Below are 15913 nucleotides of genomic sequence, written 5' to 3' on the forward strand. Positions count from 1 at the left end.
GTTTTATGGTATCATACCGCTGCCTGAAGGTATGGACTCCATGAAAGCAGCATCGATATTAGCCAAAGACTATGCACTTGCCACTGCTCCGGGAACGGATTTTGCTGAAACCGACCCCGGTTTTTTGCGCGTCAACTTTACTAAAAGCCCTCAAGATGTGTCCGAAGGAGTGCTAAGGATAACCGAGTTCCTTGAAAAGGTCAATTCTGGGATCTGCGATCGGCGTTCGCGAAGCGTGGCCAAAGGCCTCAGCCGCGCCAAAGGCGATTAGCCCAAAGGGCTACGCTACGCGAACGCACTCCCTTCACACTTCGGACTTAAGCTTGAGTTGACTGCGAATGGACATGAATATGGCAGTGCTACTACTGGCAAACATCGATTTAGAGGAATGGTTTGCACAATTAACCGCAGAGTTGAAGAAACGCAAGGCCGGTCTAGATTTGCGAATCTGGCCTGAATCCGGGAAACTAGTGGGACTTAAACAAAAATCAACCCCAAATGAAGCCTAAACTGGCTTTATAAGCAGCAAACACCTGCCGATTGTGAGTCAGCCATATGTGCTTTGCACACGCTACGCGAACAAAGAAACGAAAAGACATAGCTGTACGAAAAGCCTCCAAGGCTTCTGTAAAAGTAGTCAAAGGTTTGTTAGCCCATCGCCTTCGTAATCCCCCAGTTAACTTATGCCAAAGAATAAAAGTGTAGGCACAAAATACTAGGATAAAATGGCGAAATAGACTTCTTTTATCCCTGACTTGGTATTCTTTCAACCCTAGCCAACCCTTTGCTTCCCGATAAAATACTTCCACCCAATTTCTTTGAGAGTAGGTCATTACTACCCACTGTTTTGTTACTTTATCTGAATCAACATTGGTGATCAAATAATCAATGTCTGTTGCTTCTTCCCAAGAACTAGCATTCATGACGATAGCCATTGTCCTTTCTCCTTCTAGACCAGATATCTGAGCCTTCACTGTTGCCACCCAAACGGTTTTCGATTTCTCTAAGTTGAGTTCAACTTCCTCAAACTCCTCTTTGGATAGGCTTTTCGCTAATTCGTCTATACGTATTTCTATCTCAATATTTAACTCATTTTTTATAATTAATTTCCGATTTTTTGCCACTCCTCCTAAATACTTTAGATTCCTTTCTTCCAGTTTCTTGAGAAAGGTTGTGTTATTGCCATACCCCGCATCAATTAGGACGATTCCCGGACGATATCCTCGGGCTAAACTCCGGTCAATTAACTCTATCCCTAAATCGGGCTTCTTCTTAAATTCTTCATCTTTATTTCCATTGGGTAAGGAAGTCGCGTGTTGATACAACTCTAGGTCTAATGGTAAGCTTTTTTTGCCATCGTAAAGATGGGTTGTTACTAAGACTATTCCATTGTCTGTCTTTCCGATTTCTCCGATATATTGCCTTCCCACTCCGTCAGTCAAGTTACCACTTTTTCTATGTCCTGAGTCGTCCAAAATCAATGCAAATCCCCGACTGATCCGAGGAAAGAGAACATTTGTTCATCAACTCTAAACGGCGTTCATTGATTTGACTCCCTGACCAAGGGGCATCGGTTAAGAAGCGATGCAGCGCGGTCTTGGGGGTTTCCCCCATGAGCGACTGCATCAAGACAATGGTGTAATCGGTTATAAACTACTCCAATCGCGTTATCAGCGATCTGTGTCAGGTTTTTTCTCTCACTTTCCCCTAATAATCCCCCAATGAGCGTGTCTAAACCCGGTTTTTTGAGCCTTCGTTTTGAAGCAATCATCGAAACGCTTGCACCATTTTTCAAAGCAAGGGGGCATCGCAGAGGGGCTAGTTTCTCTCATGGGGGCAATTTCGACGTGAAACGTTCTTCTATCATAGATTATACCCTAATTTTTGTATTTTTATCGTTTAAGTCCCACTAGATGAGATTGAGATTGTGCTGGCATGGTGGCCCCCACTGGGAGTGATGCAAAAATTGCCTAATCTGAAGCTGATTATATCCCTAGGAGCCAGCGTAGATCGGATTTTAGTAGACCCAGATCTGCCCAAGCATATCCCGATTGTGCGTCTGCTCTCGGAGGGCAAAACTCAGCAAATAGCGGAGTATGTCACTCTAGCTGTTTTGCTGTTTCAACGGCGATTTATCGAGTATCAAGCATTGCACCGATCGCGACGCTGGGAATATCTACCGGTACCAGAGGCTAAAGAATTTACAGTGGGGATTTTGGGGTTAGGGGTATTTGGTTCGACGGTGGCCAAAAAGCTAGCAGCTATGGGTTTTTCCGTGCGGGGATGGAGTCGATCACCAAAAGCAATGGCTGGAGTGGAGTGCTTTCACGGGCGCGAACAGTTTAAGCTTTTCTTGAGCACATGTCGGGCGATTGTGTGTTTGCTGCCCGTAACGCCGGAAACCGAGGGTATTCTCTGCCATGAAACGTTTTCAGCTTTACCGACCGGGGCTTACTTAATTAATGTCGGTCGAGGCAAGCACTTGGTAGAAGCTGATTTATTGAGTGCATTAGATTCAGGTCAAATTGCCTGGGCGTGTTTGGACGTATTCCATCAGGAACCCTTGCCCAATGACGATCCTTTTTGGTCTCATCCGCGCATTATAGTAACTCCCCATATTGCTGCTGTGGGTAACCCTAAGGAGCTAGCCGCTCGCATTGTGGATACAATCGATTGCAGTCGTGAGGGAAGACCATTGGAGAATGCAATTGATCGCAACCGGGGCTACTAAGTCTTAATTGCGTGTTGGCTCAATAGTGCTTAAGTATATGCCAAAGAAATAGTCTTTGACGATCCACTAAATCCACCTTGATTTTAAAACAAAGGAGCTATCTTATGGAAGCAACACAACCTACCCAGCCCGAGAGGGCTTTCAAATACTTTGATTTGTATGGCTCAATGCGATCGCACAAAATCATGTTAGAAGATAGCGCGAGGATGGAAGCCTATCACTCAGCTATATTCAAGAACAAGTCGGAAATGATCGCGGACAAGGTCGTCCTTGATGTCGGTACTGGAACAGGTGTATTAGCTGTTTGGGCCGCTAAAGCTGGTGCAAAACGTGTTTACGCCGTGGACGCTAGTAATGCTGCTAAACTTGCTAGACGGTTAGTTCAGTCGTCAAATGTGTCAGATGTCGTGACAATTCTCAACTCAAAAGTAGAGGAGGTGGAAATACCCGAACCCGTAGATGTAATTGTCAGCGAATGGATGGGCTGCTTTTTGCTCAAAGAATCGATGTTTGATAGCGTGGCATATGCTCGCGACAAATGGCTAAAACCAGGTGGATTGATGTTGCCTTCCCGTGCCACAATTATCCTTGGACTGTATGCACCAGATAACGATCGCGATCGCACCGATTTTGTCAGATTCAAGCTGGAAAAAGAGATAGCAGAGTGGAACGAAACGGTTACTAATCTTCAGAGTCTTGATGTGGACTATTCCATTTTCACTTCGGAGGTGGTTCAGGATTTGTCAGACTACTTTTTGACAAATAAGTACCTGGACAAAAATAAACATTACTGTATTAACTTGTGTAAAGTGGCCAAAAGTCCCTCTGCTCCCTGCTCCCTGCTCCCTGCTCCCTATGTAAAGAGTTAATTTTAGTTTTGTCCGACTACTTAGTATGCGCGTCAACTACTTGTCCCCAGACAATCTCGCCTCAGCACCACAGAAAGTGCTTGAGTTTGACTGTGCCACAGTCGATGCGACCGCACTCCTCCAGTTCAGCCAGGATTTTGAGTACACTATCAGCAAACACGCTGAAATTAAAGGGTTTCTTGGCTGGTTCACCACAGATTTTCCCAACGGAGTCGTTCTCGATACTGGGCCTGGACCAACTTACAGCCACTGGGGTCAGCAACTATACCCCCTCAAAGAGAGCTTAAAAGTTGCACCGGGCGATCGGGTAGTGGGAACAATTACTGTTAGCCGAGATCCGGATGAGCCGAGATTTAACATAATTGAGTTAAAGTACCAAGTTAATACAGGTCTAGAACAGACTGCTCTGTTCAACGTGGGCCATGTACAACATCTGGATGAAGGATCAAAAAATGTATTCGGCTGACCACTGAATGTTAAGTAGGTGGAATAGCATTAACATAAGAATAATTGAATATTTTCTGATCTACTGTCACTATAGAACAATTAGATAATCTCGCCGTTGCGACAATTATTCTATCTGCCGGGTCTTTGTGAAAATCACCTGGTAGTGATTGAGCATCAACTGCGATCGCAGGAGTGATAGAAAAAAGAATAACTCCTTCTTGTGCTAGGGCAATTTCAAACCATTCTTGAATAGATACCGGAAGAATTATCCTGCCTGCACGCTTCTAGTCTTGCTATCTCAATAAGACTTATCGTACAAACTCCTAATCCATTTGGTCTCTCATTCTCAATGACCTCACGGTGGTAACTGGTCAGTTTAGGATCGTTATGATTCCACCAAACAAAAATATGAGTGTCCAGAACAATCATAAAACTTCTCGATCGCTATTCTCCATATCCCAGTCTTCTAGAGGGATAGCTGGCTCTTCAGGATCAGCATAGTATGCGTAGGGCTGCTTGTTTGCCAATGGTAAGATAGGATATTCCTTGTCTTGATGCAAAGCGCGAGTGGGGGAAACCACGGCAGTCGCTCATGGGGGAGACCACGGCAGTCGCTCATGGGGGAAACCACGGCAGTCGCTCATGGGGGAGACCACGGCAGTCGCTCATGGGGGAAACCCCCAAGACCGCGCTGCCTCCCCAAGACCGCGCTGCCTCCCCAAGACCGCGCTGCCTCCCCAAGACCGCGCTGCCTCCCCAAGACCGCGCTGCATCGCTTAATATTTCTGAAGCAAGATCCTCTACAGACATTCGTTTTTTCGCCGCCGCTTTTATTAAAATGTCTTGAGAATTTTGACTGATTTTGATATTTGTTATAAACATATTCAATCCCTTTAAAACATTCAAACTTAATCTAATACTTGAGAAGAATAAACAGTCTTCTCAATCAAACTCAGGTGCCCAAACCTCAACAACAGGCAATTCCCACCCAGGAAGCAATTCCGGCACTTGCAGCACATCCCCATTCCCCAGCACAACTTTATCTCGATTGAGGCGATAAACCTCCATGGTGCGAGTCCTCGGATCCACTAACACCCCAACTTGAGTCCCCAATTCCAGAAATTGCTGGATTTTCCGGCGTAATTTAGCCAAACTATCAGTTCTAGATTTAACTTCAAACATCAAGTCAGGAACTAACTCCGCGTAACCTTCTGTGGTGCGAGGTAAACGTTCAGCTAGGATAAAAGAAGCATCGGGAGCGCGAACATCTCCATCTTCGTTTATCAAAACAGGGATTCACCCCATTCTGATCTGGTTTTTTTACAAAATTTAACAATTTTTTTTACCATGAAAATTAATTCTTAGGATACTATGGCTAAGTGGAAAACTTAGGAGGCAAGGAAATGAACGCTCAAAGATGGATTCCCCTAGGTTTTCTCCATTGCTGAATCAATGGGAATTAGACCTAATGAGTTAATTCGTAAGGCAGTCGATGATTAGGGTAAAATTCATACCATTGGCTGAATAAGTTGTTAGATAAGTAAATATAGAGAATGACCCAAGTCTATACCAAAGATTTTGAAATCCAATGCCCTCCCTCACAGCGCACCTGGAGAGAAATTTCCCAAAAAATTGCTGCGCTTCCCTTACCAGGTGTTCCCATTCGCTTGATTTTAACCAAGGTTGAAGGAGACACACTCACCTTTGAATCCAGCTTTATCGATACAGACAGAGAGCCGGTTTGGTCATCATTACTTGATATTAATATTCGTCAACGGGTTTCTAACCAACCATTTGTCGCAGTTAGTATTATTCCCACCGGAGTCAGAGCAGAAATTGGTGGTTTTGCGGGAGATGCTACTCCTAGTACCAATCTGTTAGCCTCCGCTTGTGACTATCTGGTCACCAATCCCAATGCCGTTACTGCGTCGGATATCTATTTCGGTCAGGATAATGTGCTTTATCTGGAAGGGAATCTGATTTGTCAGTTACTACTGGGTAATATTGGAGTGATTCCAGAAAAGCGCAAAAACATCGCAGCGATTATTGAAAAGCCAAGAGATGAGAGATTTTTAAATAATGTTATTAATGCTCTCAATGGCTTGCGCGCTGTGGGGGGAATTAATATTGATCCAGTAGTGGTAACTGGTGGCCCAGTGGAAACCGCCTGTACCTATTCCCAGTATGGTAATGCTTCCGGGGAATTTAAAGGTATGGACGAGTTGATGAAGGCTCTAGATGTGGTGGAAAGTTCTTCGGCTAGGGCGGTGGCTTTAATGACCACTTTGGAAGTAGACGATAAAATACGTCAAGCTTACTACCGAGGGGAATCTATCCCCAATCCTTGGGGCGGTGCGGAAGCAATTATGACCCACATGCTCACTAATTTTTATCCCTTTACTGCTGCCCATGCTCCCTTATTATTGGAGTGGGAACATACGGGATTTGGGAAATTAGTAGACCCTAGGGATGGAGCAGAATTAATTTCCAGTGCCTATGTTTGTTCCCCCCTCAATGGTTTAATCAATTCTCCCCGTCCGGTAAGGTTTGATACTCCCGTAGCCGCAGGGGAAACTAGGATATCGGTGGAGAATGTTTCGGCGGTGGTAATGCCAGAAACAACCGTGGGTAATATTCCGTTTTTAGCGTGTTTAGACCAAGGTGTGCCCGTAATCTTAATCAAAGATAATACCACTAAGTACGATATTACTCCTGAAAGATTGCAAATCGAAACTCAGGGCAACCCGATATATCGTGTCAATAGCTACATGGAGGCGGCGGGATTACTGTTAGCCTTACGTAATGGTATTGCAGTGGAAAGTACAATTCGCCCGATGCCGCAACTTCAGCCGATTTTTCTGTAGCAAAGCCTGAAACTTTATATTGTATAAAGCTTAGAGGAGTAAGTTTCATTTTCATGAATTGTGTTGAAAAATCCCCATTATCTTCATCATCTCAAAAGGTTCAAGTTCAATCTTGGCAGACTAGTGACAAAGGCATCGAAGTGGATTTGGTTTATAAAGTCACCAATAATTTAGATAGGGTAAGCTTACCGTGGATGTGGCTGCGAGATCACTGTCAATGTAGTGAGTGTTTCACTTCTAGTGCCCAGAGAGAATTTGATGTATTCATTGGCTGGGAGAGATTTAGCTGGGAAGACGTCCTTGTAGATACTGATACCGCAGGGCTGATAATTCAATGGCAGGATAATCACAAAAGTTACTTTTCCTATGATTGGCTATGGAGAATGCTTAATCTTGAAAACTCCGTAGCAGTAGATGAACGAAAATACTGGAGTAATGATTTACCAAGTCTTGATTATCGAAGTGTCATTGACACAGATATCGGATTAAGGCACTTGGTTGAACATCTCACCCAAGTCGGAGTCTGTAAAGTGATTGGTGCCAAGGCGAGTAAAGCTGAAGCGGCTCAACTTATGCACCGAATTGCCTATCTGCGGCAAAGTAGTTTGGGGGACATAGTCGAAATTAAACCATCAAGTAATTCCGACTATGATGAAACCCATCTTCATACCGATGGAGCTTTTAATTACGACCCACCAGGTATCAAACTGGTTCAATGCCTCGACCAAACTATTTCACCCTGGGAAATGATTTTTGTTGATGGTCTGGCGCTTGTTGACAGAATCAAAAGCGAAGCACCCCAGACTCTAAGTTTATTACAAAATAATACTGTTTCTTATCAGTACCTGAGGCAGGATATCAATCTGATTGCTTCAGATCCGATTGTGACCCTAGATAGTTATGATCGACTCAAGCGTATACGCTACAATCCGAAAGCACAACTTGCTGTTGCTGAGCAGGATTTGCCAAACAAACAAGCCTTGCAAGCTGCTTTGAAGCAGTTTGAGGCATGGGTTGAGGAGCAATCCCAACATCGAAAACTCAGCTTAAATCCAGGAGAAATGGTGCTGTGGGATAATTGGCGTGTCTTGCATGGTGGTAGTGCGATGGATGGGAATCATCACCTTGCTGTCTGTATGTCAAATATGGAAGATTTCCATAGTCGTCTGCGCGTAATTCAGAACAAATCCTATCAACGTCCAGTTCCCCAGGCTCGTGAAAAGAAAGGGGTTTAAAGTATAAAAATTTTAAGCATGACAACCTTAAGCACCATTGACAAAAGTTCGACTCCCAAAAATTTAATCCTCTGGACAGCCAACACATTTGCTAATGGGCTACCCACAGTCACTTTCAATGAAGTAATGAGTGAATCTAGGGGATTAAAAAAATGGTTAGAGAATATTGCCTGTTATGGTCTGGGAATGGTATCAAATACACCACCTAATCGTGAGTCAACCCGAGCACTGATTGAACGGGTAGCTTATATTAGGATGGATATCTTTGGCGGTTTTGCTGACTCCGATACTAGCGAACCCCATGCTGATAGCGCCTATTCCAATGGGTATCTGGCAGCCCACACCGATGGAACTTATTCCTACGACCCCCCTGGACTGATTGTATTTCACGTTCTCGATCGCGATTATATTGGTGGAGAGAGTATTTTCATAGATGGCTTCTATGCTGCCCAAACTCTCCGGGAATCATATCCTGACGCTTTCTCCTTGCTTACCAAGGTTGATATGCCAGGGCACTATTTAGAAGTTGATACCCATTTAGAAACAAGGCAACCTCTAATTAAACTTGATGCTGAAAACCAGGTAAAACGAATTCGATTCAATCACATGGATCGCGCACCTTTTTACTGGGGAGAACAAACGACACAGGTCTATGAGGCTCTTTGGGAATGGCGTAAAATTATTGATGACCCAGCCAATCAATATCGCTTTCGCCTCACTCCTGGAAATGTTCTCTTGTTTGACAACTGGCGTCTTTTGCATGGACGACTAGCTTATGAAGGGGAAAGACGCATGGTAAACTGCTATTTAAATATGGAAGACTTTGAAAGCCGACTGAGAATACTTAGAACCAATACTTAGAACAACTTTCTAGAGTAATACTTCCTATTAAAAATGCCGATGAATTCCCAAAGCGATCGAAAATCCCCAGTCAATTCCAAGATCAGAGGTCTGGCCTCAGATAATGAGGCTGGAGTCGATCCCGAAATTATGAAGGCTATCCTAGCCGCTAACCAAGGACACGCTCATGCCTATAGCGAAGATGAGTGGACGCGCTTAGCTATGGAACAATTCCATAGAAATTTTGGGGCTGATTGTCAGGTATTTTTTACTTTCGGTGGGACTGGTTCCAACGTATTCGCTTTGGCTTGTTTGTGTCGCTCTTTTGAAGCCATATTCTGTTCTAGTAAAGCACACCTCTACCATAGTGAATGTGGGGCTGTGGAGAATTTCATTGGTAGTAAGTTAGTTCCGATTGAAACCGCTGATGGGCATCTGCGACCTCAAGATATTGAAAGTTACTTGTATTGGCAAGAGGAGGTTCATGCCTCTATCCCTCGTGTGATATCCATAACCCAGTCCACGGAACTTGGAACGGTGTATCGTCCCAAGGAGATTTTAGCTTTAGTGGAATATGCCCATCAGCAGGGTATGAGGGTTCACATGGATGGCACACGTCTTGTCAATGCTGCAGCTTCACTTAATTGTTCCTTGGGTGCGCTAACGACGGAACTCGGTGTTGATGCTATATCTTTTGGTGGAACTAAAAATGGGCTTTTGATGGGAGAAGCAGTCATCTTTACTAACTCTGACCCCTCGTTATGTCGGAATTTTTCGGCTATCTGGAAACAAAGTATGCAGATGCCTTCAAAAGCTCGATTTATCGCCGCCCAGTTTTTAGCGTTACTCAAAGATGACCACTGGCTGCAAAATGCTAGCCATGAAAACAAAATGGCTAAGTATCTTGCTGAACAAGTATCTACCATACCTGAAGTTGAGATAGTATATCCTGTTGAGACCAATGCTGTCTTTGCGAAAATTCCACCTAATTGGATCGAAGCTCTGGTTAATGTTTGTCATTTTTATGTTTGGGATAGTTCTACTGGATTAGTTCGATGGATGACCAATTTCGATACTCAGCCGGAAGATATTGATCTATTTATCCGCAAGCTTTATTCTCTTTCTATGGCTTCGGTGGGATCTGAAAATGCCATTGCGTTAGAACATAAGATGTCCAGAGAACAAGGCAAAGATATTTCAGAAACAAGACCTTGGTTATCTATGATTTGTGATAGCCAAAGCACTGAGGAATTAAAAACTAATTACGATAGTTGGGCAAATACCTATGATGCAGATGTAAGAGAAGATTGGTCTTTTATGCCTGGCAACATAGCACGGACATTAAGCAAACTGCTTCCTAAGAAAGATGCCACAATCTTAGATGCTGGTGCTGGGACAGGGTTAGTGGGTGAAGCCTTAGCCCAACAGGGATATACTAATCTGACTGCTGCGGATTTGTCAGAAAAAATGCTGGCGATCGCTAAAGAGAGACAAGTATATCAAAGTCTGCATCAGTGTAATCTAGAAGATTCCCAAATTTTTAGCAATTCAGTAACTTTTGATGCTATTATTGCAGCAGGAGTTTTTGCTTATGCTCATGCTGGAGTTGCAGTTTTAAACAATCTATTCGGTATTTTAAAAGAGGAGGGAATTTTTTTATTAACCATACGGGAAGACTATCGCCGTAAAATGCAGATAGACTTAGATAAATTACCGTGGACATTAGTTAGTGAAGAGGGTTTTCCGATATATGACGAAGCCAAGTTGATGTATCTGCTTGCTTTAAAAAAAAGGAAACTTAATAACTGATATTAAGTCCAAATATACCATTTCTCTTTTAATGTGAGTAAATATCTAACATAACAGGAAAAACCATGAATAAATCAAAAATTAATCTAGGTTTAGAAGAATTAAAAAAAGAATGGGAACAAAAAGGTTTTAAATGCGAAATTTATCAAACAAATTCTGTGGAATCTTGGTCAAATCCAGGTCATAAAACTGACGAATTTATTATCCTTATAGAAGGAGAAATGGAGATTTATTTTCAAGGTCAAACTTACTATCCTCCCATTGGTGAAATATTCAAAATACCTGCTAAAGTACCTCACAAAACTAGATATGGAAATTCCACCTGTCTGTATTGGATCTATGCTTTTGATTGGCAGTGGAATGAAGATGGGGTTGGTATTGAAGAGGGGAAAATACGATCACCAAAAGTTAAATCGGGTGCATCTCATATTTGTAAAAAAGTGCCGTAGGGTGCGTGATAAGACGGACTCGCCAAGAAGCAAGCTGTAGCCAGTTTTGTGGAAGTACGTCCCGTAACGCACCACGAGGTCAAACTTCAAAAATGAGATGCACCCAGTTAAATCTGTTTGAGGAGTGATCCCAATGAAGAATCAAAGTGCTGATCAATTCATTAGATCTGATCAAGAAATCTCACAGAATAAAAGACTTGTCAAAATTTCTGATCGAGAAGATATCTGCTCCCTTCCCAAGGGGATTTGGAGACCTCTGACTGAAAACTATCATTTACAAACCTGGAAAGGGATACCAATGGACAAAAGTCCTATAGAAATTGCCCTTTATCCAATGCTGATTTACGAACTCCAACCAAAGACAATTATTGAACTTGGTGCAGATACTGGAGGAAGTGCAGTATGGTTAGCAGATCAGTTGAAGTTATTTGAGATTGAAGGTCTTGTCTACTCTGTTGATATCGATTTATCCTTACTTGATGAAAAAGCCAAAGCCCAACCCAAGATAAAATTTTTGGAAGGCGATTGTAACCAGATCGATCTGGTTTTATCGACCACACTGCTTTCTACACTTCCTCATCCTTGGTTAATCATAGAAGATGCTCATGTTAATTTAGTCGGGATACTGGATTATTTTCATAATAATGGGTTACAAAATGGAGATTATTTAATTATTGAAGACACAAATAAAGCTTTATGGGAGGCTTGGTCAGATTGGGAAGATCAAGAATTTATTGAACGGATGAAATGTAAGCTTGATTTACTCAAAAACTGGATGATTCAGCATCAAAATGAGTACTTAATTGATACTTACTATCAAGATTTGTTTGGTTATAACGGCTCGAAGAATTGGAATTCGATGTTAAAAAGGATGTAAATAACAATGACTAACAAATCTAGAATAAACGAAATAATAAACGATTTGCAAAAAAAGAGGTTTAAGTGTAAAGTTTCTATTGATGACTTAGAAGATTAGGTAGTCCTGCATAGTGATGCTGGGTGGGGGCTGAAACCCTCACCATACCGTTACCGATATCATTACAATGCACCACTACCCATTTCCCCTACGAAGGATAAAAACTACTCTTTTCATTGCTTAAAGTCTGTAGTTAAAAGTGGTTATTCAATCCGCAGTCGATGTTCATAAAGTCTTTGGTAATAAGGTAAACAGTAGTCATAGGCCTGCTTCAAGTGTTCATTGTTTTCAACACTAACGTAATTTTTTCTGTCCCTTTCTTTAAATTCCCGACTCGATTGTAAGTAAGTGTGCCAATCTCCTTCCCATGGAAGAGTCCATATTTTAGAGCATATCTTAGGATCCCATTTTAACGCTTGGGGCATAAACGGAATTCCTACAGCATCACAGTAAGCTTTAATCGTGGCCTCTGGTTTTTGTACCAAGTCATCTGAGTCAATGAGGGGGGGGACTTGTCCCAGAAAGGCTTTGGTGACTTCAAACAATTGGTAAAGTTCTGCATACCCAGTTTCACTTAAGTGGAAGTCAGGCCAACCGGCAAATAGAGAAGGAAGGCTTTTGGCAGGATGGCGAATAAGGAAAGTGTGGTTAAAGTGGGATAAAAAAGCTTCATCGGCTCGCTCGTAAATATATAAAGCCATATCTTTAATAAAGACAGGTTGGCTTTGAGCCTTATTGATTAGGTCTTGGAATAGGGGTTGAAAATTATAAGCTGGATTAATCTCAGCTTTTGCACAGCGATCAGATTTCCTTTCCTCGCTACCGAAATAGTATAGGCTAAAGGGTTCATGAAGAACAATAAAGTCTCCCCTTGCTTGCATCATCATTTTAAAAGCGGTGGATGTTGATCGAAAAGTTGTCCATAATACCAAAATTTTTTTCATGGCTAGATCTCAATAGTAGATGTTAGAGTCAATGCCTCTGTTACCAGAGGACAGTTTATAAGGAGCACGTCAGTTTAGGATCGTTCTGATTCCACCAAACAAAAATATGAGTGTCCATAAAAATCATAAAACCTCTTCAGAACTCTTCTCCATATCCCAGTCTTCTAGAGGGATAGCTGGCTCTTCAGGATCGGCATAGTATGCGTAGGGCTGCTTGTTTGCCAATGGTAAGATAGGATATTCCTTGTCTTGATGCAATAGCGAGTGGGGGAAACCCCCGCGTGAAGGCGCTGCATCGCTTTTGACTTCACCAATAGTGGCAATTCCGGAAAGCTTATTTTGAATAGCTTCATTGTCTTGATGCAATAGCGAGTGGGGGAGACCCCCGCGTGAAGGCGCTGCATCGCTTAATATTTCTGAAGCCATATCCTCTACAGACATTCGTTTTTCCGCCGCCGCTTTTCTCAAAATTTCTTGAGACTTTTGACTAATATTGACATTCGTTATAATCATATAAAATACCTTTTAAACATTCAAAATTAACGTAATACCTTAGAATAATAAACTGGTTTTATCAATCAAATTCAGGAGCCCAAACTTCCACTACAGACAATTCCCACCCAGGAAGTAATTCCGGTACTTCCAGCACATCCCCATCCCCCAGCACAACCTTATCTCGATTAAAGCAATAAACTTCCATGGTGCGAGTTCTCGGATCCACTAACACCCCAACTTGAGTTCCCAATTCCAGAAATTGCTGGATCTTCCGGCGTAATTTAGCCAAACTGCCACTCTTAGATTTAACTTCAAACATCAAGTCAGGAACTAACTCCGCGTAACCTTCTGTAGTGCGAGGTAAACGTTCAGCTAGGATAAAAGAAGCATCGGGTGTGCGGACATCTCCATCTTCGTTAGGTAAACGAAAACCACCACTAGAAGCAGTTACCCTGCCTAGTCTACGAGGTCGTACCCAGTTTGATAACTGGGCAACAATTGCAGCAGCTACTTGATCTGATTCTATACCTGAAGGACTCATAACAATAATTTCTCCAGCCACTAGTTCCATCTGATAATCAGGATGTTCAGCTTGCAGTTTTTCTAAGTCTTTTACTGTTAAACCAGTTGAGTCTTGGAGGTAACATCCACTTCAATGGCTAGATCTGGCGGTGGGTCAAGGGTAAGATCGACGCGCCCCTTGTCTCGGATTCTAGCGTGGTTTTGGATGTAGAAGCATTGATCCGGTTCAATGCCACTGTCCATATTTTCTCCCTTGAAGGTAGTGGAACCAAAGCACTCGCAGTCGATTTCTAACTGATCAAGCAAAATTTTAACCAAATCACCGAGCAGTTCTTTATCGACTTCGTGTTCTGGGGTAGGCATTCTGATTTCTAAGGTTCCGTGGCTATAGGCAATACGGGCAGAGCGATGTTCCCCTAGTTCTTCTAGAACAGACTCAAATTCAGCCCACTCTAGGTTATGAATCAACAGTCTTTGGCCTGGGGGAACGGTAAGTTGTTGGAGTAGGAGAGTAACAGCCATACAGTAATCGGTTTTGATTCCCAATTTTTCCAAGAGGTCTAGTCTGATTTTAGGCAACTAAGGCATAGCTACCGTTAGTTAGAGTGCTCTTGGAGCCAGTTGAGTAAATCCTCACTGGTCTTAAAATCCCAGATTGCTTCTGATAAGCGTTCTAGGTCTTGGGAATTCAAGGCTTCAAGCAATGCGAAGGCATTACTTGTTAGTTTTCCAAAGCGGCGCTCAAGCTGTCGCAATAGTAAGCTTCTTTCACCTTCTAATCTGCCCTCTTCTCTGCCCTCTTCTCTGCCCTCTTCTCTGCCCTCTTCTCGTCCTTCTTCTATTCCCTCTTCTCGTCCTTCCCTTTTCGCTAGACTCAATGCACCTCGCCTATCCTCCCAGAACATCTCCTGTTTGCGGATCTTTTCCAATTCTGACACACTCAACCCCGCTTGATTGGCTATAGTTAAAGCTTGTTCCAGCTGTGGTATTTCCCTCATCTGATCAGGAATAACTTCTAAGCTGGGAGCATCTTTGATAAAATAGATCCACTTATCTACCAAACTTTCTAACTCTTCCAGCTGCTTAGTAAATTTGGGAAGTTCCACAAACACCATTTTTAACTCATTTTCCTGATAAGGCAAGTGGTCTTCTTCTTCTTGAAAGTAAAAACTGCTAATGACTTTCTCTGTTGAAGGGAACAGCTTAAAATCAGTGATAGTTAAAGCAATGACCGGATTGAGATCGAAATATCCCTGTCCGGATTTAAGTTGATTCCCGTAGGTTTTGCACAAATTATAAACGACTCGCTTCTCGAAAGCCTCTACATTCCAGAGTTGCATTTCAATGATAACAGTCGTTCCATTCTCTAATACTGCCTTAACATCCAGATAGGTGTCTTTTAAATCAACCACATCCCCCGCACTGTAGGGGTCAATAATTTCTAAATCCTGGATGACAGAATTACCGGAGTAAATCATGGCATTAAGGAAGGAAATCAGAATATCTTTACTCTGATCTGATCCAAAGATTTTCTTGAAAGCAAAGTCAGTTTTAGGACTAATGAATCTCATGGTTTTACAGGGTTAATTAAACCGTTTAGTTGTTAGTTAATTTTTTGTAAGCATTCAGCTATTAGCTAATGCGCTACGGAACTTTTGAATAAAAAAGGTAAGGATTGGTTTAATCTGAGTTAAGTCCCAGCGTCGTTCGCACAGCGTGGCCATTCGCGTAGCGTGGCCGTTCGCGTAGCGTGGCCAAAAGGCCAAAAGGCCAAGGCCAAAGCCTGTGCCAC

At 42.7% G+C, this 15913-nt stretch carries 17 protein-coding genes and 4 pseudogenes; 11 read left to right on the top strand and 10 right to left on the bottom strand.

Going from position 1 to position 15913, the window contains the following annotated elements; genetic code table 11:
* Together LYNGBM3L_RS38865 and LYNGBM3L_RS41700 are read left to right on the top strand one after the other, a co-directional pair.
* Window positions 1-271: pseudogene (locus LYNGBM3L_RS38865) on the top strand (hypothetical protein); the annotation flags it as partial.
* Window positions 272-344: 73 nt separating this feature from the next.
* Complete coding sequence (locus tag LYNGBM3L_RS41700; RefSeq protein WP_229414689.1) at window positions 345-509, top strand: hypothetical protein; 165 nt, start codon at window positions 345-347, stop codon at window positions 507-509.
* Here the strand turns inward: LYNGBM3L_RS41700 and LYNGBM3L_RS25100 are convergent.
* Window positions 489-1832 (bottom strand): annotated as a pseudogene (locus LYNGBM3L_RS25100) (IS701 family transposase). The gene LYNGBM3L_RS41700 and the pseudogene LYNGBM3L_RS25100 sit on opposite strands and share 21 nt — an antisense overlap.
* A 95-nt stretch (window positions 1833-1927) precedes the next feature.
* Between LYNGBM3L_RS25100 and LYNGBM3L_RS25105 the strand changes: the two are divergent.
* From LYNGBM3L_RS25105 to LYNGBM3L_RS25115, 3 genes are all read left to right on the top strand, one after another.
* Window positions 1928-2731, top strand: a complete 804-nt coding sequence (locus LYNGBM3L_RS25105) for a 2-hydroxyacid dehydrogenase (RefSeq protein ID WP_229414691.1) — start codon at window positions 1928-1930, stop codon at window positions 2729-2731.
* 104 nt (window positions 2732-2835) lie between these two features.
* Complete coding sequence (locus tag LYNGBM3L_RS34270) at window positions 2836-3600, top strand: methyltransferase domain-containing protein (protein WP_008188138.1); 765 nt, start codon at window positions 2836-2838, stop codon at window positions 3598-3600.
* A 25-nt stretch (window positions 3601-3625) separates the two neighbouring features.
* On the top strand, window positions 3626-4066 hold the full coding sequence (locus tag LYNGBM3L_RS25115) for a hypothetical protein (RefSeq protein WP_008188139.1): 441 nt from the start codon (window positions 3626-3628) through the stop codon (window positions 4064-4066).
* A gap of 10 nt (window positions 4067-4076) precedes the next feature.
* On the opposite strand, the gene LYNGBM3L_RS46670 is transcribed toward LYNGBM3L_RS25115, so the two are convergent.
* The 4 genes and pseudogenes from LYNGBM3L_RS46670 to LYNGBM3L_RS25130 form a co-directional block, all read right to left on the bottom strand.
* Window positions 4077-4316, bottom strand: a complete 240-nt coding sequence (locus tag LYNGBM3L_RS46670) for a type II toxin-antitoxin system VapC family toxin (RefSeq protein WP_324293511.1) — start codon at window positions 4314-4316, stop codon at window positions 4077-4079.
* A gap of 156 nt (window positions 4317-4472) precedes the next feature.
* The gene (locus LYNGBM3L_RS44290) at window positions 4473-4628 is read right to left on the bottom strand and encodes a hypothetical protein (protein ID WP_008188141.1); all 156 of its coding nucleotides are present in this window, start codon (window positions 4626-4628) and stop codon (window positions 4473-4475) included.
* Between the two features lie 34 nt (window positions 4629-4662).
* Window positions 4663-4929: a hypothetical protein gene (locus LYNGBM3L_RS41705; protein ID WP_008188142.1), complete on the bottom strand. Its 267-nt coding sequence runs from the start codon at window positions 4927-4929 to the stop codon at window positions 4663-4665.
* Between the two features lie 60 nt (window positions 4930-4989).
* Window positions 4990-5334 (bottom strand): annotated as a pseudogene (locus LYNGBM3L_RS25130) (Uma2 family endonuclease); the annotation flags it as partial.
* Window positions 5335-5600: 266 nt separating this feature from the next.
* Here LYNGBM3L_RS25130 and LYNGBM3L_RS25135 point away from each other — a divergent pair.
* The 6 genes from LYNGBM3L_RS25135 (at window position 5601) to LYNGBM3L_RS25160 (ending at window position 12121) form a co-directional block, all read left to right on the top strand.
* Entirely contained in the window at window positions 5601-6911 is a 1311-nt protein-coding gene (locus LYNGBM3L_RS25135) for a DUF3326 domain-containing protein (protein ID WP_008188144.1), read from the top strand.
* Window positions 6912-6964: 53 nt separating this feature from the next.
* Window positions 6965-8146 carry a TauD/TfdA family dioxygenase gene (locus tag LYNGBM3L_RS25140; RefSeq protein ID WP_008188145.1) on the top strand — a complete coding sequence of 394 codons (1182 nt, stop codon included), beginning with the start codon at window positions 6965-6967 and terminating at the stop codon, window positions 8144-8146.
* A gap of 18 nt (window positions 8147-8164) precedes the next feature.
* Window positions 8165-9007 carry a TauD/TfdA family dioxygenase gene (locus LYNGBM3L_RS25145; RefSeq protein WP_008188146.1) on the top strand — a complete coding sequence of 281 codons (843 nt, stop codon included), beginning with the start codon at window positions 8165-8167 and terminating at the stop codon, window positions 9005-9007.
* Between the two features lie 33 nt (window positions 9008-9040).
* Entirely contained in the window at window positions 9041-10795 is a 1755-nt protein-coding gene (locus LYNGBM3L_RS45210) for a beta-eliminating lyase-related protein (RefSeq protein ID WP_008188147.1), read from the top strand.
* A 65-nt stretch (window positions 10796-10860) separates the two neighbouring features.
* Window positions 10861-11244, top strand: coding sequence for a cupin domain-containing protein (locus tag LYNGBM3L_RS34275; RefSeq protein ID WP_008188148.1), 384 nt, complete (start codon window positions 10861-10863; stop codon window positions 11242-11244).
* A 133-nt stretch (window positions 11245-11377) separates the two neighbouring features.
* The gene (locus LYNGBM3L_RS25160) at window positions 11378-12121 is read left to right on the top strand and encodes a CmcI family methyltransferase (protein ID WP_008188149.1); all 744 of its coding nucleotides are present in this window, start codon (window positions 11378-11380) and stop codon (window positions 12119-12121) included.
* 242 nt (window positions 12122-12363) lie between these two features.
* Here the strand turns inward: LYNGBM3L_RS25160 and LYNGBM3L_RS25165 are convergent, their stop codons facing one another.
* The 5 genes and pseudogenes from LYNGBM3L_RS25165 to LYNGBM3L_RS25185 all read right to left on the bottom strand — a co-directional run bounded on the left by LYNGBM3L_RS25165 (window position 12364) and on the right by LYNGBM3L_RS25185 (window position 15692).
* Window positions 12364-13104, bottom strand: coding sequence for a sulfotransferase-like domain-containing protein (locus LYNGBM3L_RS25165; RefSeq protein WP_008188150.1), 741 nt, complete (start codon window positions 13102-13104; stop codon window positions 12364-12366).
* A gap of 123 nt (window positions 13105-13227) precedes the next feature.
* Window positions 13228-13617 (bottom strand): hypothetical protein, encoded by a 390-nt coding sequence (locus LYNGBM3L_RS25170; protein WP_008188151.1) that lies wholly within the window; start codon window positions 13615-13617, stop codon window positions 13228-13230.
* A gap of 61 nt (window positions 13618-13678) precedes the next feature.
* Window positions 13679-14170 carry a Uma2 family endonuclease gene (locus LYNGBM3L_RS25175; protein WP_008188152.1) on the bottom strand — a complete coding sequence of 164 codons (492 nt, stop codon included), beginning with the start codon at window positions 14168-14170 and terminating at the stop codon, window positions 13679-13681.
* Between the two features lie 53 nt (window positions 14171-14223).
* Window positions 14224-14643 (bottom strand): annotated as a pseudogene (locus tag LYNGBM3L_RS25180) (Uma2 family endonuclease); the annotation flags it as partial.
* Window positions 14644-14717: 74 nt separating this feature from the next.
* Entirely contained in the window at window positions 14718-15692 is a 975-nt protein-coding gene (locus tag LYNGBM3L_RS25185; RefSeq protein WP_008188154.1) for an Rpn family recombination-promoting nuclease/putative transposase, read from the bottom strand.
* Window positions 15693-15913 lie beyond the last annotated feature (221 nt).

It is taken from the genome of Moorena producens 3L, assembly GCF_000211815.1.
Lineage (GTDB): Bacteria > Cyanobacteriota > Cyanobacteriia > Cyanobacteriales > Coleofasciculaceae > Moorena > Moorena producens.

Excerpts from the sequence above, each read along its gene's own strand:
- LYNGBM3L_RS25160 (WP_008188149.1), top strand. The coding sequence starts at position 11,378 with ATGAAGAATCAAAGTGCTGATCAATTCATTAGATCTGATCAAGAAATC.
- LYNGBM3L_RS25135 (WP_008188144.1), top strand. The coding sequence starts at position 5,601 with ATGACCCAAGTCTATACCAAAGATTTTGAAATCCAATGCCCTCCCTCA.
- LYNGBM3L_RS25175 (WP_008188152.1), bottom strand. The coding sequence starts at position 14,170 with ATGGAACTAGTGGCTGGAGAAATTATTGTTATGAGTCCTTCAGGTATA.
- LYNGBM3L_RS41700 (WP_229414689.1), top strand. The coding sequence starts at position 345 with ATGAATATGGCAGTGCTACTACTGGCAAACATCGATTTAGAGGAATGG.
- LYNGBM3L_RS25165 (WP_008188150.1), bottom strand. The coding sequence starts at position 13,104 with ATGAAAAAAATTTTGGTATTATGGACAACTTTTCGATCAACATCCACC.
- LYNGBM3L_RS34275 (WP_008188148.1), top strand. The coding sequence starts at position 10,861 with ATGAATAAATCAAAAATTAATCTAGGTTTAGAAGAATTAAAAAAAGAA.
- LYNGBM3L_RS34270 (WP_008188138.1), top strand. The coding sequence starts at position 2,836 with ATGGAAGCAACACAACCTACCCAGCCCGAGAGGGCTTTCAAATACTTT.
- LYNGBM3L_RS25145 (WP_008188146.1), top strand. The coding sequence starts at position 8,165 with ATGACAACCTTAAGCACCATTGACAAAAGTTCGACTCCCAAAAATTTA.
- LYNGBM3L_RS25115 (WP_008188139.1), top strand. The coding sequence starts at position 3,626 with ATGCGCGTCAACTACTTGTCCCCAGACAATCTCGCCTCAGCACCACAG.
- LYNGBM3L_RS25185 (WP_008188154.1), bottom strand. The coding sequence starts at position 15,692 with ATGAGATTCATTAGTCCTAAAACTGACTTTGCTTTCAAGAAAATCTTT.
- LYNGBM3L_RS25170 (WP_008188151.1), bottom strand. The coding sequence starts at position 13,617 with ATGATTATAACGAATGTCAATATTAGTCAAAAGTCTCAAGAAATTTTG.
- LYNGBM3L_RS25140 (WP_008188145.1), top strand. The coding sequence starts at position 6,965 with ATGAATTGTGTTGAAAAATCCCCATTATCTTCATCATCTCAAAAGGTT.
- LYNGBM3L_RS45210 (WP_008188147.1), top strand. The coding sequence starts at position 9,041 with ATGCCGATGAATTCCCAAAGCGATCGAAAATCCCCAGTCAATTCCAAG.
- LYNGBM3L_RS41705 (WP_008188142.1), bottom strand. The coding sequence starts at position 4,929 with ATGTTTATAACAAATATCAAAATCAGTCAAAATTCTCAAGACATTTTA.